Source organism: Mycobacterium sp., assembly GCF_049647605.1.
Lineage (GTDB): Bacteria > Actinomycetota > Actinomycetes > Mycobacteriales > Mycobacteriaceae > Mycobacterium.
Genome location: NZ_JBARXZ010000039.1, coordinates 19529 through 41307, shown reverse-complemented (window position 1 = coordinate 41307; position 21779 = coordinate 19529). Strand labels below are relative to the sequence as shown.

Annotated in this window: 22 protein-coding genes; 14 read left to right on the top strand and 8 right to left on the bottom strand. The window is 66.4% G+C overall.

All coding sequences use genetic code 11. From position 1 onward, the window contains the following. Nucleotides 1-398, top strand: a 398-nt coding sequence (locus WBB07_RS05610; RefSeq protein ID WP_526305561.1) for a zinc-binding dehydrogenase, incomplete at its 5' end; no start/stop codon positions are given. A gap of 55 nt (nt 399-453) precedes the next feature. Here the strand turns inward: WBB07_RS05610 and WBB07_RS05605 are convergent. Further along, nucleotides 454-756, bottom strand: a complete 303-nt coding sequence (locus WBB07_RS05605) for a hypothetical protein (RefSeq protein WP_526305559.1) — start codon at nt 754-756, stop codon at nt 454-456. Nucleotides 757-873: 117 nt separating this feature from the next. Between WBB07_RS05605 and WBB07_RS05600 the strand changes: the two genes are divergently transcribed. Further along, nucleotides 874-1773: a diiron oxygenase gene (locus WBB07_RS05600; protein WP_526305557.1), complete on the top strand. Its 900-nt coding sequence runs from the start codon at nt 874-876 to the stop codon at nt 1771-1773. Continuing rightward, nucleotides 1770-2387 (top strand): DUF4873 domain-containing protein, encoded by a 618-nt coding sequence (locus WBB07_RS05595; RefSeq protein ID WP_526305555.1) that lies wholly within the window; start codon nt 1770-1772, stop codon nt 2385-2387. Before WBB07_RS05600 ends, WBB07_RS05595 begins: the two co-directional genes overlap by 4 nt. A 35-nt stretch (nt 2388-2422) precedes the next feature. Here WBB07_RS05595 and WBB07_RS05590 read toward each other — a convergent pair whose 3' ends face one another. After that, on the bottom strand, nt 2423-2806 hold the full coding sequence (locus tag WBB07_RS05590; RefSeq protein WP_526305553.1) for a hemophore-related protein: 384 nt from the start codon (nt 2804-2806) through the stop codon (nt 2423-2425). A gap of 231 nt (nt 2807-3037) precedes the next feature. Here WBB07_RS05590 and WBB07_RS05585 point away from each other — a divergent pair, with 231 nt between their 5' ends. Further along, nucleotides 3038-3913 (top strand): alpha/beta fold hydrolase, encoded by an 876-nt coding sequence (locus WBB07_RS05585; protein ID WP_526305551.1) that lies wholly within the window; start codon nt 3038-3040, stop codon nt 3911-3913. Nucleotides 3914-3929: 16 nt separating this feature from the next. Continuing rightward, nucleotides 3930-4403 (top strand): SRPBCC family protein, encoded by a 474-nt coding sequence (locus WBB07_RS05580; RefSeq protein ID WP_526305549.1) that lies wholly within the window; start codon nt 3930-3932, stop codon nt 4401-4403. A 10-nt stretch (nt 4404-4413) separates the two neighbouring features. Here WBB07_RS05580 and WBB07_RS05575 read toward each other — a convergent pair whose 3' ends face one another. Then, nucleotides 4414-4560, bottom strand: coding sequence for a DUF1059 domain-containing protein (locus tag WBB07_RS05575; RefSeq protein ID WP_526305547.1), 147 nt, complete (start codon nt 4558-4560; stop codon nt 4414-4416). A gap of 146 nt (nt 4561-4706) precedes the next feature. On the opposite strand from WBB07_RS05575, the gene WBB07_RS05570 reads away from it, so the two are divergent. Then, nucleotides 4707-5468: a sulfite exporter TauE/SafE family protein gene (locus tag WBB07_RS05570; protein ID WP_526305545.1), complete on the top strand. Its 762-nt coding sequence runs from the start codon at nt 4707-4709 to the stop codon at nt 5466-5468. Between the two features lie 105 nt (nt 5469-5573). Next, nucleotides 5574-6053 carry a nuclear transport factor 2 family protein gene (locus WBB07_RS05565; protein WP_526305543.1) on the top strand — a complete coding sequence of 160 codons (480 nt, stop codon included), beginning with the start codon at nt 5574-5576 and terminating at the stop codon, nt 6051-6053. A gap of 13 nt (nt 6054-6066) precedes the next feature. Here WBB07_RS05565 and WBB07_RS05560 read toward each other — a convergent pair whose 3' ends face one another. Together WBB07_RS05560 and WBB07_RS05555 are read right to left on the bottom strand one after the other, a co-directional pair. After that, nucleotides 6067-6522, bottom strand: coding sequence for a MaoC family dehydratase (locus WBB07_RS05560; RefSeq protein WP_526305541.1), 456 nt, complete (start codon nt 6520-6522; stop codon nt 6067-6069). Between the two features lie 59 nt (nt 6523-6581). Then, the gene (locus WBB07_RS05555; protein ID WP_526305539.1) at nt 6582-7382 is read right to left on the bottom strand and encodes an acyl-CoA thioesterase; all 801 of its coding nucleotides are present in this window, start codon (nt 7380-7382) and stop codon (nt 6582-6584) included. 169 nt (nt 7383-7551) lie between these two features. Here WBB07_RS05555 and WBB07_RS05550 point away from each other — a divergent pair, with 169 nt between their 5' ends. The 5 genes from WBB07_RS05550 (at nt 7552) to WBB07_RS05530 (ending at nt 12546) form a co-directional block, all read left to right on the top strand. Beyond that, nucleotides 7552-8055, top strand: coding sequence for a metallophosphoesterase family protein (locus WBB07_RS05550; RefSeq protein WP_526305537.1), 504 nt, complete (start codon nt 7552-7554; stop codon nt 8053-8055). A gap of 31 nt (nt 8056-8086) precedes the next feature. After that, entirely contained in the window at nt 8087-8551 is a 465-nt protein-coding gene (locus tag WBB07_RS05545) for a MarR family winged helix-turn-helix transcriptional regulator (RefSeq protein ID WP_526305535.1), read from the top strand. Next, nucleotides 8548-9360 (top strand): ATP-binding cassette domain-containing protein, encoded by an 813-nt coding sequence (locus tag WBB07_RS05540; RefSeq protein WP_526305533.1) that lies wholly within the window; start codon nt 8548-8550, stop codon nt 9358-9360. The genes WBB07_RS05545 and WBB07_RS05540 overlap by 4 nt, the downstream gene beginning before the upstream one ends. Before the next feature lie 67 nt (nt 9361-9427). After that, the gene (locus tag WBB07_RS05535; protein WP_526305573.1) at nt 9428-10168 is read left to right on the top strand and encodes an ABC transporter permease; all 741 of its coding nucleotides are present in this window, start codon (nt 9428-9430) and stop codon (nt 10166-10168) included. Between the two features lie 53 nt (nt 10169-10221). Then, complete coding sequence (locus tag WBB07_RS05530) at nt 10222-12546, top strand: amino acid permease (protein WP_526305531.1); 2325 nt, start codon at nt 10222-10224, stop codon at nt 12544-12546. Here WBB07_RS05530 and WBB07_RS05525 read toward each other — a convergent pair. Both WBB07_RS05525 and WBB07_RS05520 read right to left on the bottom strand, forming a co-directional pair. Then, nucleotides 12527-14710 carry a thiamine pyrophosphate-dependent enzyme gene (locus tag WBB07_RS05525; protein ID WP_526305529.1) on the bottom strand — a complete coding sequence of 728 codons (2184 nt, stop codon included), beginning with the start codon at nt 14708-14710 and terminating at the stop codon, nt 12527-12529. The genes WBB07_RS05530 and WBB07_RS05525 overlap by 20 nt on opposite strands. A 55-nt stretch (nt 14711-14765) precedes the next feature. Further along, nucleotides 14766-17291 carry an AMP-binding protein gene (locus WBB07_RS05520; protein WP_526305527.1) on the bottom strand — a complete coding sequence of 842 codons (2526 nt, stop codon included), beginning with the start codon at nt 17289-17291 and terminating at the stop codon, nt 14766-14768. A 210-nt stretch (nt 17292-17501) separates the two neighbouring features. Between WBB07_RS05520 and WBB07_RS05515 the strand changes: the two genes are divergently transcribed. Both WBB07_RS05515 and WBB07_RS05510 read left to right on the top strand, forming a co-directional pair. Next, nucleotides 17502-18701 carry a low temperature requirement protein A gene (locus WBB07_RS05515; protein ID WP_526305571.1) on the top strand — a complete coding sequence of 400 codons (1200 nt, stop codon included), beginning with the start codon at nt 17502-17504 and terminating at the stop codon, nt 18699-18701. Between the two features lie 246 nt (nt 18702-18947). Next, on the top strand, nt 18948-19904 hold the full coding sequence (locus WBB07_RS05510) for an alpha/beta hydrolase (RefSeq protein ID WP_526305569.1): 957 nt from the start codon (nt 18948-18950) through the stop codon (nt 19902-19904). Nucleotides 19905-20031: 127 nt separating this feature from the next. On the opposite strand, the gene recD is transcribed toward WBB07_RS05510, so the two are convergent. Next, the gene (gene recD, locus WBB07_RS05505; protein ID WP_526305567.1) at nt 20032-21777 is read right to left on the bottom strand and encodes an exodeoxyribonuclease V subunit alpha; all 1746 of its coding nucleotides are present in this window, start codon (nt 21775-21777) and stop codon (nt 20032-20034) included. Between the last annotated feature and the right edge of the window lie 2 nt (nt 21778-21779).

Genomic DNA, 21779 nt, shown 5'->3' with positions numbered 1-21779 from the left:
GTGCCACGCCGCTGGAACCACCGGCCCTGGCAGAGGTTTTCGCGGCGACCGGCGGGCGCGGGGCCGCGGCGGCGATCGATGCCGTGGGTAACGACACCACCATGACCGAGGCGTTGGGCTGTGTACGGGCCGGCGGCACCGTATCTGTCATCGGAGTCCACGACCTCAACCCGTTTCCGTTTCCGGCGCTGATGGCCCTGGTGCGCAGCGTCACCCTGCGGATGACAACCGCACCGGTTCAACAGACCTGGCCGCAGCTGATCCCACTGATCCGCGCCGGACGTCTCGACACCGGCGGGATCTTCACCGATTCGGTATCGCTGGACTCCGCACCGCAGGCGTACGCCAAGGTCGCAGCCCGGACCGCGGATTGCGTGAAAGTGACCCTGACGGTCTGACCCGGACGAGGATCTCCCGACCGTCGGCCGCCGGCATGCTGAATCTCAGCAGCGGCTAGCGGGCCGTCGGGTCGTCATCGTCGATGATCTCGTAGAACGAATCCCCGTCCTCCGGGGTGCCGTCGATCTGTCCGCTGGTGCGCCGCGCCGACCGTTCCGGTGGTGCGCCGCCGGTCAGCACGTCGGGAACCTCAGCTGCCAGTTTCTCGTCGAGGGACTGTTCCTCTTCGACTTCGATCCAGCGCTCCGGCGGATCGGCGACGATATCGCCGTCGTCGTTGCGCACCTCGTCGGAGTCCAGCGATTCACTGGGGCTCAGCGTGTTGTCGGGCCCTTCATCGTCGTAGTCACCGTCCACGCGCACGAGTCTGCCCTATCCCGCACGACATCAGGCCGGAAGGCCGGGAGTTTGCACCCGAAGTATCCGGTACCGGAGGTATTGACTAACCAGCAGTCAGGTTCCTACCGTGGGAACATGGTCGCGCCAACCACCCCAGGACCCACCCGTGAAGAGTTCTCCGAGCGACTCCTGAAGGGCTCGGTCAAGAGGTCGTACGCACCTGTCGTCGACATGGACTGGGACGCACCGCTGGATCCGGACAAGTTTTTCCTGCCCCCGGCGGTGGTGACGATCTACGGCACCCCGGAGTGGGAGGCGATGACCCGCGAGCAGCAGATCGAACTGTCCCGCCAGGAGCTGGTGAACATCCTGTCGGCGGGTATCTGGTTCGAGAACATCCTCAACCAGGCATTGCTGCGCGACCTGATGCACAAGAACCCGACCGCCAGTAGCACCCACTACGCCCTGACCGAACTCGGTGACGAGACCCGGCACATGGTGATGTTCGGCAAAACCATCGCCCGCATCGGCGGAGTCCCGGTGCGGCCCAAGCTGTTCCAGCGCATCCTCATCAACGCGCTGCCGTTCACGTTTCGTGGCAGCGTGCTGTGGACCGCCGCGCTGGTGGGCGAAGAGATCTTCGACGCGCTGCAACGCCAGATCATGGAAGACCCCGACCTGCAGCCGATCGTGCAACGGCTGATGCGCATTCACGTCACCGAGGAGGCGCGCCACATCCAGTTCGCCCGCGACGGGCTACGCAAGGCCGTCCCCACGATGCCGCGGTACCGAAAGTTCTTGCTGGCCAACCTGCACGGCGCCGGCGGTCCGTTCTACCGGATGCTGTTCACCCTGCCTGTCCAGTACTACCGGGCCGGCCTCGACGGCTCCCGGATGCGGCGAATCGCGCGAGACAGCCCGCATTTCCACGCGATGTGCGTAACCTCGTTCGCCTCACTGCACGCCTTCTTCGAAGAAGTGGGCCTGATGGGACGGATCGGCCGGCGGATGTGGCGGCGGGCCGGATTCCTGTGACGGCCATCGTCATTCACGACCCTGCGGACCGGGCCCGATTTGACCACGCCACCGAGACCTGGACGGTGACGAGCGCCGACGGACGGTGCGACACCGCTGCGGTGGTGATCGACGCCCGGCGGTCCGACGACAACACCGTTGCCGTGCACGGTGTCCCCAACTACTTTCGCATCCCTGGACCCGACATCGAACGCCAGACCCGGCTGGTACAGCGATGCCTGGACATGTTCGAACGCAGCGGCGCCGCCCGCATCGAAGCCCGCTCGCGGGTCACGGCACGGCGCTGGCCGCCCATCCCCCTGACTCACCGGTTTCACCTCAGCGGCGCCACCCCATCCGAGGAGGACGTCTACGACGGGCCGGTGACGGTCAGTCTGCCCGGTGGAGACGTCACCGGGCGGGCCCGGCTCTCGGGGCACCTCGAAGCCGTCGACGGCCGCTTCCACTGGCGCGGAACCATCTCCGGAGAACTGCCGCTGGACCTACTCACCGGAGCGCGGACCGTCACCTTGTCCACCCCCGGTCATCGGGCAGCGGCGCGCATCACCGAACGAACCCCTTGGGGGTCCTACACCGTCACCGGTACCGACGCCCCGCCGTACCCGCTGAGCTGACCCATGCCGCCGACAGCACGCCGCGGAGTGGCGAATCAGCCCATCTGGAATTCGTCGAAGGCCGAGATCAGATCTGGTGCCAGCATCGAGGTCCCGCACTGCGCGCGAAGGCCGTTCAACGGCGCCGTGATGTTCCGCAGGTCGAAGTATTCCCCGGGGTTGGCCAGGAAGTACGCCCGCACCGTCTCGCGTCCCTGCTCGCGCGGCTGGGTGATGGCGTTGGACAGCGCATCATTGGCGCCGGGGTGGGCAGCCAGGTATTGGCTCGCCGCACCCGATACCGCACTGATGGTGCCGATCGCCTGGTCGGCACGGCAGGGCTGCGCACCGGCTACGGGGGCTGCCAGCACTGCCACCCCCAGGCTTGCTGCCAGTGCGCCGCCAGCAGCACGAAAGACGGTGTTACCGGTGAGTTTCATCGATTGGGTGTCCTTTGCCTCGGCCGTCCCCGACCCTGCTCCCTCAGTTACCCGGATCGCTCCCGGACAAACCCCGAACCAGCCGCCGGCTGCTCCGACACCTTGTCATCAACGCAGGTCGACACCCGATCTTTCTCTTCCGAACGTGATGTTACCCACGAGTAACCCCAATCTCAGCTGCCTCGGCTATCGTCGCAGCCACGGTCCCCCAAGACACGAGAGGAGGCCCGGATGAACGAGCTCAGGTATCTCGACCTGCACGGCGATCGCGTGGCCTACCGCGATCTCGGCCCGCGCAACAGCCCTGAGACGTTACTGCTGATCCACGGGATGGCGGGCAGTTCGGCCACCTGGCAATCGGTGATGCCGCGACTGGCCCGCACCCACCGGGTGATTGCGCCGGACCTGCTGGGCCATGGCGGTTCGGACAAACCGCGGGGCGACTATTCGCTGGGCGCTTTTGCCGTCTGGCTGCGCGACTTTCTCGACGAGCTCGGGATCCTGCGCGCCACCGTCGTCGGGCAGTCGCTGGGTGGCGGTGTCGCCATGCAGTTCACCTACCAGCACCGCGACAAATGTGAGCGATTGGTGCTCATCGGCAGCGGTGGCCTGGGACCCGAGTTGAATTGGATGTTGCGTCTGCTCAGCACCCCGGGTGCGGAGTTCGTGCTGCCGGCGGTGGCGCCGGCGCCGGTGCTCAACATCGGTAATTTCATCAAATCCTGGCTGTCCGCGGCCGGAATTCACTCCCCGCGCGGCGGCGAGATGTGGAATGCCTACTCCTCGTTGTCCGACCGCGAGACCCGGCACGCTTTCCTGCGTACGCTGCGCTCGGTTGTCGACCACCGCGGCCAAGCCGTCAGCGCACTGAACCGGCTACACCTCAACGTCACGGTCCCGGTGCTGTTCATCTGGGGTGACGCCGACAGGATCATTCCGGTCAGCCACGGCTACGCCGCCCACGAGGCGCTCCCGGACAGCCGGCTCGAAGTGCTCCCCGGCGTCGGACACTTCCCGCACGTCGAAGCCCCCTGGGAAGTCACCGAGATCCTCGAGGACTTCCTTGCGTCGACAGATCGGCGCTCGGTCGCGGTGACTCGATGCTGAGCGCAGGAGACAACCGATGAGCCTGGTGTCGACGGTGGCCGCCGGACCGTGCCAGGTCAGCCGGTCCATCGAGATCGACGCACCGGCGGCCGAACTGTTTGCAGTGGTGGCCGATCCGCGCCGCCACCACGAGTTCGACGGTTCCGGAACCGTCGGCGCCAACATCAAAGTTCCTGCGGAAGTGGCCGTCGGGAACCGCTTTTCGACGAAGATGCGGATGTTCGGCATCCCGTACCGGATCACCAGCACCATCACCGCACTCAAACCGGGCGAGCTCGTCGAGTGGCGACACCCATTCGGCCATCACTGGCGGTGGGAATTCGAACCACTGTCCCCGACGTCGACCCGGGTGACGGAGACCTTCGACTACCGGGACACCGGAACCTTCAAAGACCGGACCCGCTACTACGAGCGGCTGGGTTTTGTCAGGTCCAATACCGCCGGCATCGAGGCCTCACTGCTCACGCTGCGGGAGCGCCACTCCCACTGAGCGGACCCGCTCAGTAAGCGATGAAGAGGATCTCGTCGCGGGAGTAGTCGTGCCCGGGATGATTCTCCGCCAGGTGCTTCTGCGTCTTCTCGACCAGATCATCCTCGTCGGTGCCGGCGATGGCCTCGCCACAGGGGCAGTTCAGGTGCGTCTTCATGAGACAGGTCTACCTGAAGTGTCACAACCAGGAAAGCCCAGAGTCCAACTCTGCCGCGATCGTGCGCAGCCCGGGCCCCGCCCGCAACTGGGGTGTGCCAGAATCCTGCCCATACATACATCTTCTATGAATAGCCCGGCGGCGCCGTGAGCTGGCTCGACATCGCACTGTTGCTGATCGCCGGAGTCGCAGGCGGATTGACCGGAAGCATCGCCGGACTGGCGTCGGTGGCCACCTATCCGGCCCTACTGGCCGTCGGATTGCCGCCGGTCACCGCAAACATCACCAACACCGTCGCGCTCGTCGGCAACGCCGTCGGCTCGATTGTCGGATCGCGCCCCGAACTCCGTGGCCAGGGACCGTTCCTGCTGCGGACCGTTCCGATCGCCGCGCTCGGGGGCGCCCTCGGCGCGGTACTGCTGCTGTCGACTCCGGCAGAGGGTTTCGAGAAAGTGGTGCCCCTGCTGATCGGGTTCTCCGCGATCGCGATCATGTGGCCGCGCCGAGATCGTCCGACATCTGTGACGGACAAGCCGCGCCGCAACCGCGGCATACTGCTGCTCGAGGCTGCAGCGATCCTGCTGATCACGGTCTATGGCGGGTACTTCGGGGCGGCGGCCGGGGTGCTGTTGCTGGCGTTGCTCCTGCGGGCCGGCGGGCCGACCCTGCCGCACGCCAATGCCTCCAAGAACGTGATTCTGGGCGCGTCCAACGGGACCGCCGCCGTCATCTTTGTCCTGGTGGCACCGGTGCACTGGCCGTCACTGGTCCCGCTGGCCATCGGGTGCATCGCCGGGTCACGACTGGGCCCGATCGTGGTGCGGCACGCCCCAGCGGCACCCCTGCGCTGGCTGATCGGCGCCGCGGGTATGGCCCTGGCGATCAAGCTCGGCCTCGACGCCTACTGATCAACCTGCTGCGCCGAATCCCGCGAGACCGCACCACCCGGGCGCGATGGTGCCGGACAATGGCAGTGACAACGCCGGCACAGCCACCACGACAAAGGAGGCGCCATGGAAGTCCAGCGGCAGCTCCCCCTGCTACCACCATTCACCCACCACACCGCGCTGCAGAAGGTCCGCGCCGGCGAGAACCTTTGGAACACCCGCGATCCCGGCCGGGTGGCACTGGCCTACACCCCGGACAGCTGGTGGCGGAATCGGTCGACGTTCCTGCACGGCCGCGCCGAGATCATCGAGTTCCTCACCGACAAATGGGCACGGGAACTCGACTACCGACTGATCAAGGAACTCTGGGCTTTCGGCGACAACCGAATCGCGGTCCGGTTCGCCTACGAGTACCACGACACCGACGGCAGGTGGTTCCGCGCCTACGGCAACGAGAACTGGGAGTTCGACGCCGACGGTCTGATGCGGCGACGCCACGCCAGTATCAATGACGTGTCGATCGCCGCGGCAGACCGTCTCTTCCACTGGGACAACAGCGCCGCCCGGCCTGATCACCACCCCGGTCTGGACGATCTGGGGTTGTGATCACGCTGCGATGTCAGCCGACGTACCGCAGGATACTCTCCGCGACACAGGCCGGCTTGGCCGCACCCTCGATCTCGATGGTGGTCGTCACCGTCACCTGCACGGTGCCCTGACCGATGTCCGCAGTGTCGGTCAGCACGCTCGTCGCACGGATCTTCGATCCCACCGGCACCGGCGACGGGAAGCGAACCTTGTTGAGCCCATAGTTGATTGCGAGCTTGATGCCTTCAACGGTGTAGATCTGATGCATCAACCGGGGCAACAACGACAACGTCATGAACCCGTGAACGATGGTGGTGCCGAACGGACCCGAGGCGGCCCGCTCCGGATCGATGTGGATCCATTGGCGATCCCCGGTCGCGTCGGCGAACAGATTCACCTCGTCCTGACTGATGGTGACCCAGTCGCTGGATCCCAGGCTCTCCCCCTTCGCGGCGACCAGCGCCTGGACCGATTCGAATGTGCGCATACCGGTGTTCCTTTCGTTGATGACTTCTTGTCGATGTGTTCTGTCAGCGCTCGTACCCACTACTCTCGCGTGGCGATCAACCCCTCCTGCACCACTGTCGCGCACACCGCACCGTCGGCGGCGACCATCTGAGCAGTGACCACACCACGTCCGCGGGCGCCCGCCGGCGACCGGGATTCGAGCAGGTTCCAGCGATCGACCCGGATCGGCCGATGGAACCACACCGAGGCATCGGTGGTGCCGCTGCGGTGCGTGCGATCACGCATCGAATGACCGTGCACCCGCAGTGCGGGGTCGATCATGTAGACATCGGTGACAAACAACGCCAGGCAGCTGTGCAGAAATGGATCTGCAGGAACGGAAACCGTTGTCCGCCAGTAGAGTCGCCGTACGAAGTCCGGCCCCTCGCCGACATCGACAATCCGGATGTCGAGCTCGTCGAGCGGAAGCCCGGGCGCGGGTCCCGGCGGGCCGGTCTCGGGCAGTCTGTCGGGATCGTCGGGCAGGGCGCCGTATTGCCCGTGCTCGGGCCCCGGTGAGGGCAGCGCAAACGATACCGAAGCCGAGGTGATGATCCGACTTCCTTGGGCGGCAAGGACTCTGCGGCTCATCGCCGTCCGCCCGTCATAGAGCCGCTCGACGTTGTAGTCGACGCGGGCTCCGGAGTCCCCGCCGCGCAGGAACTGCAGATGCAGGCTGGTCGGCAGCGCCTCATCGGGGACCGTGCGGCCCGCCGCAGCCAGCGACTGCGCCAGGAACTGCCCGCCGAAGGCCCGTTTGCCCTCCGGACCGCGCCCCCGCGCTTCCCACAGATTCCCGTCGCCGGCAACAAGCTCCAGAATGCCCAGCAGCGCACTCACCGAACCACTCCGCCGCCACGGCCGATCGGTGGTGTGGTCACGTCACGGCTGGCGGTCATGGCCTCTCCCCTGGTGCGCTGGACTTCTGTGCCGCCAGTCAACCAGCCCGGGCGCCCCCGGCAGTGACCCGGCCCTCGGCCGCCGGGAGTCCTGGCGCACCATCGACACCATGCACCTGTTGCTGATCGCCGACACCCACGTCCCCAAACGCGCCCGGGAACTACCCGCCCAGATCTGGGATGCGGTGGACACCGCAGACGTAGTCCTGCACGCCGGGGACTGGGTGGACGTCGCGCTGCTCGACGAGCTCGAGCAGCGGGCATCGCGGTTGGTGGCCTGCTGGGGCAACAACGACGGGCCCGATCTGCGGGCGCGACTGCCCGAACGCGCCGACGTCACCCTGGCCGGTGTGCGGTTCACCGTGGTGCACGAAACCGGCGGCGCGCCGGGCCGTGACGCACGGATGGCCCGCCAATACCCCGACACCGATGTTCTGGTCTTCGGCCACAGCCACATTCCGTGGGACACCACGGCCACGACCGGGTTACGGCTGCTCAACCCCGGCTCACCGACCGACCGGCGCCGTCAGCCGTTCTGTACGTACCTGACGGCCACCGTCGCCGACGGCTCCCTGTCCGACGTTGTACTGCACAAACTTCCCACCCGCACCTGAGATACCTCTGCAACAGAGGTATTGTGGTGGCGTGGCCGCGCCAACCGAGTTGATCAACGTGCTGTTCAGCACCGTCGGACGGTTCCGGCGGCAGATCCGCCGCTCCGCAGTCGGCAGTTTCGACGGCGCCGGAGTCCCCGCGGGCCTCACCGAATCACAGGCTGAACTGCTGCGACTGGTCGGCCGCCAGCCGGGTATCTCGGTGAGCCAGGCCGCCGCGGAACTCAGGCTGGCCGCCAACACCGCGTCCACCCTGGTCACCAGGCTGGCCACCGATGAGCTGCTGGTCCGCGAGGTCGATCCCGACGATCGCCGCGTCGGCCGGCTCCGCCTGACCCCCACTGCCCAGCGTGTCGCCGATGCGTCACGAGCGGCCCGGCGAGCCGTCATCGCCGATGTGCTCGACGAGTTGGATCAGGGTGAGATCGATTCCCTGGAAGCCGGATTGGACGTAATGGCAAAAATGACCCGGATGCTCCAAGAGCGTCAGCAATGAACAGCGACCTGGCGATCGACTGCCGGCACCTCACCCACCACTACGGTTCGTTCACCGCAGTCGATGACCTGACGCTGCAGGTCGCAGCGGGTGAGACGGTGGGCCTGCTGGGCCCCAACGGCGCAGGTAAGACGACGGCCGTGCGGGTGCTGACGACGCTCACACCCGTTCAGGACGGTGAGATCTCCATCTTCGGGTTCGACGCCCGACGACACACCATGGACATCCGCTACAACATCGGCTATGTCCCCCAACAACTCTCCGTCGAACCCGCACTGACCGGCCGGCAGAACGTCGACTGGTTCGCCCGCCTCTACGATGTGCCCCGCCGCCGGCGCGCCGGTCGCGTCGACGAGGCGCTGGCCGCGATGAACCTGCTCGACGTGGCCGACTCCCCGGCCGGCACCTACTCCGGCGGGATGGTCCGCCGCCTGGAACTGGCTCAGGCACTGGTGAATCGGCCCTCGCTGCTGATCCTCGACGAGCCCACCGTCGGTCTGGATCCCATCGCCAGAGACGGCGTGTGGACCCAGGTGCAGCGGATGCAGGACGACTTCGGCATGACGGTCCTGCTCACCACCCATTACATGGAAGAAGCCGACGCGCTCTGTGACCGGGTGGCGCTGTTGCACCACGGCGCTCTCCAGGCCGTCGGCAGCCCCGCCGCACTCAAGAGCACCGTCGGACCGGGCGCGACACTCGAAGATGTCTTCCGGCACTACGCCGGCTCGGATCTGGACGAGACGGCCACCACCCAGGGGCTGAAGGAGATCCGGTCCAGTAGGAGGACAGCGCGCCGTGGCAATTGACCAGGTGACCCCGACGTTGTTGCGCTCCCCACGCGGGTGGCGACGGATCCGCGGGTTGGCACGCCAGATGGGCACTTTCGCGCGGGTGGAGCTGCAGAAGCTACGTCACGACCGCACCGAACTCCTAACCCGGATGGTGCAACCGGCGCTGTGGCTACTCATCTTCGGCCAGACCTTCAGCCACCTCGACATCATCGACACCGGATCGGTGTCGTATCTGGCGTTCCTGGCGCCGGGGATCATCGCGCAGTCCGCACTGTTCATCTCGATCTTCTACGGCATCCAGATCGTGTGGGATCGCGACGCCGGCATCCTGGCCAAGCTCATGGTCACCCCCGCACCGGCATCCGCTCTGGTCGCAGGCAAGTCGTTCGCCTCGGGAATCCGCTCGGTGGCCCAGGTCGTCGGCGTGATGGCAATCGCCTATCTGATGGGTGTCTCCCTCACCGGGAACCCACTGCGCATCCTGGCGGCGATGGCGGTGGTGATGCTCGGCTCGGTGTTCTTCACCTGTCTGTCGATCTCGCTGGCCGGCCTGGTCCGCAACCGTGACCGGCTGATGGGCATCGGGCAGGCCATCACCATGCCGTTGTTCTTCGCGTCGAACGCGCTTTACCCGGTGGACATGATGCCGCAATGGCTACGCTGGCTCTCCGCTGTCAACCCGCTCAGCTACGAGGTGAACGCGTTGCGCGGCTTGCTGATCGGCACCCCGTCGAACATGGCGCTGGACCTGGCCGTACTCGCCGGCGCCGCAGTGCTCGGCGTGACCGTCGCCTCGGCTCTGCTGCGCCGCCTGGTGCGTTGAATCACGTTCGACAAAGCTACGCAGCAAACCACCCGAAGCGCCAGAATGTGTAAGTGAGTTCACCTGGGGCGGCACTGCCCCCACACGTTCCGCCCCCGCTACCGCCCTCATTCGGGTACTCGCTGAAACGACTGTTCCTCGGCAAGCCGCTGGTCACCACGCAGCTCAAAGACGAGAAACTCTCCAACAAGGTCGCTCTGGGGGTGCTGTCACCGGACGCGATCTCCTCCAGCGCCTACGGCACCGAGGTCGTGCTGGTGGAGCTGCTGCCCTACGCCGCACTGGCCGCATTCACGTTGCTGCTCCCGATCACCGCCGCGATCCTGTGCATTCTGGTGCTGGTCGCCGCGGCCTATTGCCAGGTGGTGATGACCTACACCAAAGCCGGCGGATCCTATGTGGTGGCCCGTGACAACTTCGGGCCCCGAGTGGCCCAAGTGGCTGCCGCGGCCCTGATGATCGACTACGTGGTGACGGTCGCCGTGCAGGCCGCGGCGGGCACCGTCGCGGTGGTATCAGCGGTGCGGACACTGGGTCCCTACAGCCTCGAGATCACCATCGGCGTTGTGGTGGCGATGTGTTTTGTCAACCTGCGTGGGCTCCGCGAAGCGGGCCGGCCATTTGCCATCCCCACCTATTTCTTCATCGTGATGATGACGGTGATGATCGTGACCGGCGTGGTCCGTCACCTGATCTGGGGTCTGCCGCAATACGATCCGAGCACCATCGCCGGGACGGTGGCGGTGGAGCACGGTGACGGCCTGATCCTGGGCGCAACCCTGTTGGTGGTGCTGCGCGCGTTTGCCAATGGCGGTGCCTCGCTGACCGGTGTCGAGGCTATCTCCAACACCGTGGGTTCATTGCGGGAACCCGCGGGCCGCAACGCCCGCAAGGTGCTGATCGCGATGGCCGCGGTGCTGTTCTTCCTTCTTGCCGGGGTTGCCTACCTGGCTTACGCCACCCATGCCACCCCCTACACCGCCGGCTATCCGTCGGTGCTCTCGGAGATCTCCCGCGCCGTGTTCGGCCCCGGCCCCGCAGGGCAGGTGCTCTACGCGCTGATCCAGATCGCCACCGCCGCAATCCTGTTCACCGGCGCCAACACCAGCTTCAACGGCTTCCCGGCACTGGCGAACTACGTCGCCGAGGATCAGTTCCTGCCACGCCAGCTGGCCAAGCGCGGGCACCGACTGGTGTTCTCCAACGGCATCATCGTGCTCACCGTTCTGGCGGTGGCGCTCCTGCTCGGCACCGGCGGATCCGTCAGCGACCTGGTGCCGTTCTACGCCATCGGCGTGTTCACCGGCTTTGCGATGGCGGGCTTCGGCATGGCCAAACACCATGCCACCCAGCGGGAAGCAGGCTCTTGGCGACACAAGGCGGTGATCTGTTTCTCCGCCGGTGTGGTCTCGACGGTGGTGGTGTTGATCTTCGCCATCGCCAAGTTCACCGAAGGCGCCTGGCTGGTGGTGGTGATCTTCCCGATCCTGGTGTTTGCCCTGATCCGGCTCAACCGTGAATACCGTGCCGAGGCAGCCATTCTGGAGTCCATCAGGGCCGGCTCCGAAGAAGTTGACTACACGCGGCTGCGGGTCATCGTGCTGGTGGCCTCGTTGGATCTCGCGTCGCTGGAGGCGCTGCGGTACGGCCGCGGACTGGAGGCCGACGAATTCAGCGCCGTGCACTTCAACATCGACGATATCCAGACCGAAGAGTTGCGCAACCACTGGAAGCACTACGGGCTGGACACACCGCTGCGCATAATCGACTGTCCTGATCGTCGGATCGTCAGGGCAGCACAGGAACTCGTCACCACAGCGGCCAGCGAACAACCCGGCACCAGCGTCACCCTACTGCTGCCGCGACGCAGTTATGCCCCGATGATGGGCTTCTTCCTGCATGACCGAACCGCCGACCGGATCGCCAGGGCGATCAGCCGGCTGCCGTTCGCGGTCGCCACGATCGTGCCCTATGACGTGCGTTCCAAAATCCGCCAGACCTTTCCCGACCGTTTCGAAGAGCGGGTCACCCGCGAACTCGAGAGGGTCCAGTCGCGATTGAAGAACGGGGGCACCGATTCCCGTGAGGAGGCCACCGCGCCGCAACGGGTGATCGCGCTGGACAATCTGGTGAGCGGGCTGCGAGCCACCGTCGAGGGCCGGGTGTTGCGAGTCGAGGAGAAGGTGCGCGACGGAGAACCGCTGCGCATCGTCGTGTTGGGGGACGACAGCGGTGATGAACTCAACGTGTTGTTCAACAACGGCCGCGGTGACGACATCGTGGCGGGTCAACAGCTGCGGATGACCGGCAAGGCGCACCAGAGCGGAACCCGGCCCATCTTCTTGGAGGATCCGACGGTCACCGTCCTGGAACACTGAGTGCTGTCGCGGCAGTTTCGATGGTGTCCTCGTCGAGCAGCACCCGCAGCGCCGCCGGGCCCAGCGGGATGAAGCTGTCGGCACTGGCGACCCGACGAACAACACCCTGGAAGTTGTTGTCGGCCAATGCTGCCAGCACATGCTGCCCGACGCCGCCGCTGTGTCGCGTCTCATCGACGATGAGGACTCGGCCGGTGGCCTCGGCTTCCCGGACGATGTCGGCGACCGGCAGCGGCGCCAGCCAACGCAGATCGGTGACCCGGGCATCGATACCCTGGCTGCGGCGCAGCCGCTGCGCCACCCGCAGGCTCATCGGGACGCCGTTGCCGAAGGTGATGATCGTGAGATCCGTTCCGTCACCGTGAGTTCGGGCGGTGCCCAGCACCGCTGTGGCATCGGCCCCGGAGGTACTCAGCCAGCCGTCGTCACCACCATCGTGGAGATCTCGGGTGTGGTACAACGCGATCGGCTCGACGAACAGACACAACGCCCCGGCCGCCGCAGCCGCGCCCGCACAGGCGCGCAGCATCAGGTGGGCGTCATCCGGGTGCGACGGCGAGGCGACGATGACGCCGGGAATGTCCAGCAACGCCGCCACCGAGTCGTCGTTGTGGAAGTGGCCACCGAAACCCTTCTGATAGCCGTAGCCCGCGATGCGCACCACTGCAGGGTTGCGGTACCGGCCGTTGGAGAAGAACCCCAGACTCGCTCCCTCCCCGCGGATCTGGTCGAGGGCGTTGTGCAGGTAGGCCAGGTACTGGATCTCGGGTATCGGCAACAGCCCGTTGAGACCCGCTCCAAGCGCAAGACCGAGAATGGTCTGCTCGTCGAGGATGGTGTCGAAGACCCGGCTCGCCCCGAACTGCTTCTGCAGCCCGCGGGTGACCCCGTAGACGCCGCCTTTGCGCGCCACATCTTCACCGAAGAGCAGGGCCTGCGGATAGGTCTCGAAGATGTCGCGCAACGCGAAGTTGATGGCCTGCGCCAGGGTCTGCCCCGGCGGGCAGGTTCGGTCCGGCAGCTTCTCCGACACGAAACGGGCCGCGTCCAGCACCGTCGTGATCGGCGCCAGGACGGCTTCGGCCGATCCCAGCGCCGGCAGATCGGCCACCTCGGCGGCGATGCCCATCACTGTGGCGCGGGTGCGCTCGTAGAGATCGAGGATCTGAGCCGGGGTCCGATGGCCGTGCTCGACGAGCAGAGCCGCCGTCGACAGGACCGGGTCTCGCGCATAGTCGGATGTGATGTCACGCGGGGTCCGGTATCCGGCTTCGAAGTCCGACCCGGCGTGCCCCATCAGCCGCACCGTCCTCAGGTGCAGGAACGCCGGGCGGCGGTGTCGGCGAACCCAGTCGGCGGCCGCGACCGCCGCGGCATGGGTGGCGGGCAGGTCAGCGCCGTCCGCGGTGAAGTAAGCCAGACCGGGCCGGTTGGCGTAGGTGGCGCCGATCCAGCCGTCGGGGGTCTTGGTGCTGATGCCGATGCCGTTGTCTTCGCAGACCAGCAGCAACGGCAGGTCCAGCTCCCGGTAGGCGGTGTTGAGCGCGGCATTGATCGCACCGACGGCGGTCGAGTGGTTCACCGAGGCGTCCCCGAAGCTGCACACGGTGATGGCGTCGGCGGGCCAAGGGCAGCTGTCGGTGAGCTTGTGAGCCCGTTGCAGGGTGAAGGCGACACCGAAGGCACGGGGTAGATGGGAGGCGATGGTGGAGGTTTGGGGAATGATGTTCAGGTCGTACCGGCCGAACACCTTGTGACGACCGCCCGCGATGGGCTCCTCCGCGGCGGCCACGATCCCCAGCAGGACATCGCGCACCGGGTCACGGTCCGAGGGCACTTGCCGCCCACGGTGCAGGAAGAAGCCGCCGGAGCGATAGTGCAGTAGAGCCGGGTCGGTGGGCCGAAGTGCGGCGGCGACGGCCGCATTGCTCTCATGGCCCGAGGAGCCGATGGTGTAGTACCCCTGGCCGTCAGCGCGTAACGCCCGGGCGGCCAGATCGAGGTGCCGGCTGCCGAGTTGAGCGTCGAAGATCCGCAGCGCCTCCCCGACGGTCAGCGCCGAACCGGGGACCACCGGTGCCGACTCGTCACCGCCTCCGGTGTCCGCGGCGCACCGCATGGCGGTGACGGCAGCGGTGAAGTACTCGTCGATGGGTTCGACCATGCGGGCTCCTCGGGACGGGACTGCCGGTCCAGTTCAACCGAACCCGGCAGCACCGTCAATGGAGTTCGGCGTCGGTGTCCACCCGTTTCACTGCCCGTCGCGACCACCGTCGTCGCAGCACGTTGATCAACCGGGTCACCAACAACCCGACCAGCAGCGCGGCCACCACTCCGATCAACTTGTACTCACCAAAAAGCGGATACACCTGAAAATGCGTCAAATACGTGTACAACGACGCTTCAGCGAGCGCACCGGCCAGCGGCGGCAGCCACACCGGGCACCGCAGCGACGGAAGCCAGATCACCAGTGCCAGCCCGGTGAACACCATCACCACCCGCAGGAGCTCTCCGAAGTAGTCGACCAGGCAGATGCCCAGGATCACCGTCACCAGTGCGCGCTGCCAGTTCTGCTGCGCTTTGGCCGCCGCCCAGCCCACGGCGAAGAACCAGAACGCCAGATAGGTGAACCCTGCCTGGGTACCGAGATCCAGGCCCAGGACGTCGTAGCGCAGCGCTACGCCGACAGCCAGGAAGATCATCGCGAACCCGAAGGGGCCGCGGCGTTCCAGCCGGTCGATCAGCGGTACCGCACACAGCAGGGTCAGCGCGATCAGGGTGTAGACGAGTACTTCGATGAACCACAACCGGCCTGCGGTCATACTGTCGTGTGGTCCCAGGATCTTGTTGGCCAGCAACAGGTTCGACAGGTGATAGTCGTCGGTGATGAGCAATGCGATCGCGATCCACACAATCGACGGCACCGCTATCCACCCGATGGTGGCGCGCAGATGCCGAATCCGTTCCGCCCGTGGCACGGCCGTCAGGCAGAACCGCCCGAAGTTGTAGCCGGCGATCCCGAGCAGGATGTGCGCGCCACCCCACAACTCGAACAGACCGGCGTGGGACCCGACGATCAAAACGATGGCCACGGCTCGCAGCAGCACACTGGTTTCCAACGAGGCCGGCAGCCAGGCCCGTGAGCTCGACGGTGTGTACCGCTCGAGCGCCGCAATCGGCAATTGCTGCCAGTTCGGCGGCAGCCCGCCGAGCAGCCGCTCCAGCCGCACCGACAACGCGACGTAGTTCATCGAGGTGCCGCCCAGCCCCAGGAACGTGCTCTGGGCGGTGACCACACTGATGTCGACCCCCACGACATCGGCGAACAGCCGCCGCAGGTCGGTGTCGGAGCGCGGCTGCTGCTGCACCGCGGCTGCACGCACCGCCGCGTAGTCCGGCTTCCCCGACGACATCACCGGCAGCTGTGGGAATCCGACGACGGTGACCGCATCCGCAGGCACACCGGCGGCGACGGCCGCGACCCCCCGTATTCGGGCGGCGCTCTCGGTCTCGCTGACGGCGACAACAAGTTGGCCGCCACCATCTTGTCCGCCACCGTCGTGCCCACTGATGTCGGTACACAGGGCGGCGACACCCCGCTCTTTGAGCAATGTCTCGACACGGCCCAGATCCACCCGCAGCCCGAACAGTTTGACGAATCGATGACTGCGGCCGATCACCTCGTAGAGCCCGTCGGGCCCGCGCCTGGCGATATCGCCGGTTCGCAGCTCGTGCACCGTCCGCCCGAGTGCCAGGTCGTCACGTTGGTGCGCGTAGCCCAGCATCACGTTGCGGCCGCGGTACACCAGTTCGCCGGTACCGCGCTCCCACCCGTCGACGGGTTCGATGTCGAAGCTGCCGCCCGGGATCGGTTGCCCGATCGAGGTGGGTCGACTGGTCGCCAGATGCGCCGGCAGATAAGCCATCCGGGCGGTGGCCTCGGTCGCGCCGTACATCACCACCAGTTCCCAGCCCTGCCGTTCGCCGAGTTCGGCGAAGTGCCGGACCCGCTCGGGCGGCAGCCGGCCGCCGGCCTGCGTGACGTAGCGCAGGTGCGGTAGGTCCAGGTCCGCGAATCCGACGCGGTCGAGTAGTTCGAACGTGTACGGCACCCCTGCGAACGACGTTGCGCGACAAGCCCGGAACAGGTCCCAGAAGTTGTCGTCGACCACGGACCGGTCGGTCAGCATCAAGGAGGCGCCGCGGGCGAGGTGGCTGTGGATCACCGAGAGGCCATAGCAGTAGGACATCGGCAATGTGGTTGCGGCACAGTCTTCTTCGGTGATCGACAGATACTGCGCGATGGACTCGGCATTGGATACCAGATTGTCGCGGGAGAGCCGCACCAGCTTCGGCGAACCAGTGCTACCCGATGTGCTCAGCAGCAGCGCCAGATCGTCGTGCAACAACTCCCCCACCGGGGGCCCGAGTTCGACGACGCTGCCGTCGCGCTCGACGACCGAGTCCGGGCCGTAGATCGACTGGAGACTGTCCACATCACGGTCCGGCGGAACCGGCAGGACAACATGATTACCGGCCAACGCTCCCAGATACGGGATCAGAGTGCCCAGCTCGTTGTGGGTTGGCAACAGCACCAGCCGGCGGCGGTCACCGAAGGCCGCAGCAGCCTCGTCGACGCGGTGGGCCAGCGCTCGGTAGCTCAGTTCCTCGGTGGCGGTGACGACGGCGGGACGGTCACCGAATGCGGCCAGATACGTCACCAAGCTCTTATCGGCACAGCTCATCCACCAAGGCACCTCTCTGTCGTGGCTTGTCGGGAAGTCAGCGTACTGTTACGCGCGCAGCGCCGGATGAGCCGCGCCGACCTGGCGAACCTCATCGGGGTGGACGGGGCCTGATCCGCCGGAACTGACAGCGTCGCCTGTCACCATGTCGTCGTGACCGCACAGCAGCCGCCACGACGACGGTTCGGCCCGGCTCATCGGATCCAGGTGATGGCGGGCCGCGACCCGCATGAGGCCCACCGCGTCGCGACGCCGCTGGAGCTGTTGTTCGACCTGACCTTTGTCATCGCATTCGGCGTGTCGGCCTCCGAACTGGCGCACATGCTGGCCGAGAACCACGTCGGCACCGGACTGGCCGGCTTTGCCTTCTCCACGTTTGCCGTCAGCTGGGCCTGGATCAACTTCAGCTGGTTCGCCTCCGCCTACGACACCGACGACTGGGTCTACCGGCTGACCACCTTCTTGCAGATGACCGGTGTGGTGATCCTGGCCCTGGGCATCCCGCCGGTGTTCGCCTCGATCTACGAGGGCAGACACGTCGACAACCGGGTGATGGTGGCCGGCTATGTCGTGATGCGGGTGGCGATGATCCTGCAGTGGCTGCGCGCGGCCCGCCAGGACCCCAGCCGCCGCCGGACCTGCCTGACCTACGTGTGGACGATCACCGTCGCGCAGGTGGGTTGGATCGCCGTGATCGTCGTCGACACCTCCGTTCCGGTGACGTTCATGCTGGTCGCCGCGATGACGCTGGTCGAGATGACCGGACCGTGGCTCGCCGAGAAGCGGATGGGCGGCACCCCGTGGCATCCGCATCACATTGCCGAGCGTTACGGCTTGCTGGTGATCATCACCCTGGGCGAGGGCGTGATCGGTACGGTCGCCTCACTGTCGGCCGTGGTGCACGAACAGGGATGGACGGCAGACGCGGTGTTCGTGACGATCGCCGGGATCGGGCTGACATTCGGGATGTGGTGGGTGTATTTCGTGGTGCCCACCGCCGAGTTGCTGCACAAGCGGCCCTCTCGGTCGTTCCCCTGGGGCTACCTCCACATCCTCGTCTTCGGGTCGATCGTGGCCACCGGCGCCGGACTACACACCGCCGCCTACTACATCGAGCACCATTCGAAGCTGAACTCGATGTACACCGTGTTGTCGGTCGCCATCCCGGTAGGGGTTTATCTCAGCTTGATCTGCGCGCTGTATGTGTTGCTGGTAGGCGCATTCGACAGGTTCCACATGCTGCTGCTGACCGTGACCGCAGCGCTGCTGGGCGTCGCTGTCGCAATGGCATCTGCAGGTGTCGATATGGCGGTCTGCCTGCTGGTTGTCACGCTGGCACCGGCCGCCACCGTGCTCGGTCACGAACTCGTCGGGCATCAAAACGCCCGGGCCGCCCTCGCACGCACCTGAACCCGGCGAGCCACCGGACACGCCCGGCGCAGGTAACGACCCGGTGTCGAATCCGCTTCTGGCCGAGGCGTAATCGTTGTCCAACCGCGACTGCCTGCCGGGGTTTCACGGGCGTTTCCACCCGAAACCACATGGTTCACTTTGATCACACGAGTAACACCGATGTAAGTCACTGAGTCATGGAGGAGCGCAGTCGTGAAGTTCGTTGAGAAGTTGCACGGGGTAGCGAAGACATCGCTGCGCCGGATGACGGTCGCCGCCGTCGCGGCCGCCGCCCTACCCGGTCTGATCGGGCTCGGCGGAGGATCGGCGACCGCCGGCGCCTTCTCCCGGCCAGGTCTGCCCGTCGAGTACCTCATGGTTCCGTCGCCGTCGATGAACCGCGAGATCAAAGTCCAGTTCCAGCCCGGCGGCCCCAAGGCCGTGTACCTGCTCGACGGCCTGCGCGCCCAGGACGATTTCAACGGCTGGGACATCAACACCCCTGCCTTCGAATGGTTCGAGGGCTCCGGCCTGTCGGCGATCATGCCGGTCGGCGGACAGTCGAGCTTCTACTCCGACTGGTACCAGCCGTCGCAGGGCAACGGCCAGAACTACACCTACAAGTGGGAGACGTTCCTGACCCAGGAGCTGCCCACCTGGCTGGCCGCCAACCGCGGCATCTCCCCGTTCGGCAACGCCGCCGTCGGCCTCTCCATGGCCGGCTCGGCATCGCTGAACCTGGCCATCTGGCACCCGCAGCAGTTCACCTACGCGGCGTCGCTGTCCGGCTTCCTCAACCCGTCCGAGGGCTGGTGGCCGACGCTGATCGGTCTGGCCATGAACGATGCCGGCGGCTTCAACGCCAACAGCATGTGGGGCCCGTCGTCGGACCCGGCGTGGAAGCGCAATGACCCGATGCTCAACATCAACCGGCTCGTCGCCAACAACACCCGCATCTGGATCTACTGCGGTACCGGAACCCCGTCGGAACTCGACTCCTCCGGTGGCGGCGTCAACCTGATGTCCGCGCAGTTCCTGGAAGGCTTCACCCTGCGCACCAACCTGACCTTCCGCGACAACTACATCGCCGCCGGCGGCCGCAACGGCGTCTTCAACTTCCCGCCCAACGGCACGCACAGCTGGGGATACTGGGGACAGCAGCTGCAGGCCATGATCCCGGACATGCAGCGGGTGCTCAACGGAGTTCAGCCCCCCGCCTGATAGCCAGCACACCACCGAAGCGGCCCCTGTCATCGACAGGGGCCGCTGCGGCATGTACGCCCATTCTCACGTTTGGGCGCAAAAGAACGAGCAGTCCTCGCCATTTCGTCGTTCTCGGCGAGGGAACTCAGTTGGCCAACCGCAGCCGCAGCCCCGTCGCCCGCACTACCCGTCGATCCAGCGCAGCACGCACCGCGGCCTCGGTACCGACCACCCGGATCTTGTGCTTCGCCCGAGTCACCGCCGTATAGAACAACTCCCGGCTCAGCAGCCGCGAATCCTCCGACGGCAGCAGCACAGTCACCTCTTCGGCCTGGCTGCCCTGACTCTTGTGGATCGTCATGGCATGCATGGTCTCGACCTCCGCGAGCCGGCTGGTGGCAAAATCGAGCACCCCCGTCGCCCCGGAGATCGCCGCACGTAGCCCGTCGCCGTCGGCGACCGCCACCCCGGTGTCCCCGTTGTACAGCTTCAACCCGTAATCATTGGCCGTCACCAGCACCGGGCGGCCGACATACCAGCTGGCCCAGAGTGTTTCACCGGTGGCCTCACTGAGCCAGCGCTCGATCTGCCGATTCCACTGCCGGACGCCGTGCGGGCCGTCCCGATGTGCGCACAGCAGCCGATGATCCTCCAGCGCGGCCAGCGCAGCCGCCGCATCACCGCGAGCCGCGGCGTCCCTGATGCGCACCGCGTGGCGCACCAGCACATCCCGCAGCCGTGGCGTCGGGTCGGCATCATCGATGTACTCGATGTGCTCACCACCGGCTCGCAGCACCTCCAGTACCGCGTCGCCGTCGCCGCGCCTAATCGCCTCGGCCAGCAATCCGATGGACTCGCCGAACCGGTGCGAGGTGTGTAGCCCGGCAACCTCGAGATCGCTGCGGGCGCCGAGCCCGTCGACCAGATCCGCCAACACCGCTCCGGCCTCCACCGACGCCAGCTGGTCCGGATCACCGACCAGGATGAGCCGGGTTGCGGGACGCACCGATTCCAGCAGCCGCGCCATCATCGTCAACGGCACCATGGACGTCTCGTCGACCACGATCACATCGAAGGGCAACCGATTTCCGCGGTGATGTTTGAATCTCGCCGACGTGTCCGGGCGCGCCCCCAACAGCCGGTGCAGGGTGACCGCCTGCAGACCGGACAACCGAGCCCGATCCAGCGGTCCGAGATGATCGACCTCGGTCGCCACCGCGTGCTGCAGTCGCGCCGAGGCTTTCCCGGTCGGTGCGGCAAGCGCGATCCGTGGGCGGGTCCGGCCGGCCAACTCGGCTTGCTCGGCCAGCAGCGCGAGCAGCCCCGCAATGGTGGTGGTCTTGCCGGTACCGGGCCCTCCGGTCAGGACGGTTGTCCACTGCGACAACGCAATCTGGGCGGCGGCTCGCTGCTCGACGAACTTCGGCTCCGGGAACACCCGATCCAGCCCGACGGTCACCGCCGCAGCGTCCAGCGGCACCTGATGCTCACGGGTGGCCAGCAGATCAGCGCATACCTGTTCTTCCTCGCGGTGGTAACGATCGAGGTACAGCAGTTGCTCGTTGTAGAGCCGCAACACCGGCGGCGACCCCAGCAGCGGGCTGGCTCGAACCGCCGCCAACCACGCCCGAAGCTCAGGCCAGGGCAACTCCGTGCCGATCTCGTCGGCCACTGTGGTGAGATCGACGCACACCGATCCCGCCCGCAGTCCCCGCACCACCAGCGCAACGGCCAGCACCACGGTGTCGTCGGATTCGCCTGCCAGCTTGGCCAATCGGCTCGCGACGTGAACGTCGGCCGCCTCCAGCACACCGGCATCGTTGAACTCCCGCAACAGTCCGCCGGCGTCTCGGACACGCCGCCAATCGTAGGGATCCTCGAATTCCGGCATGG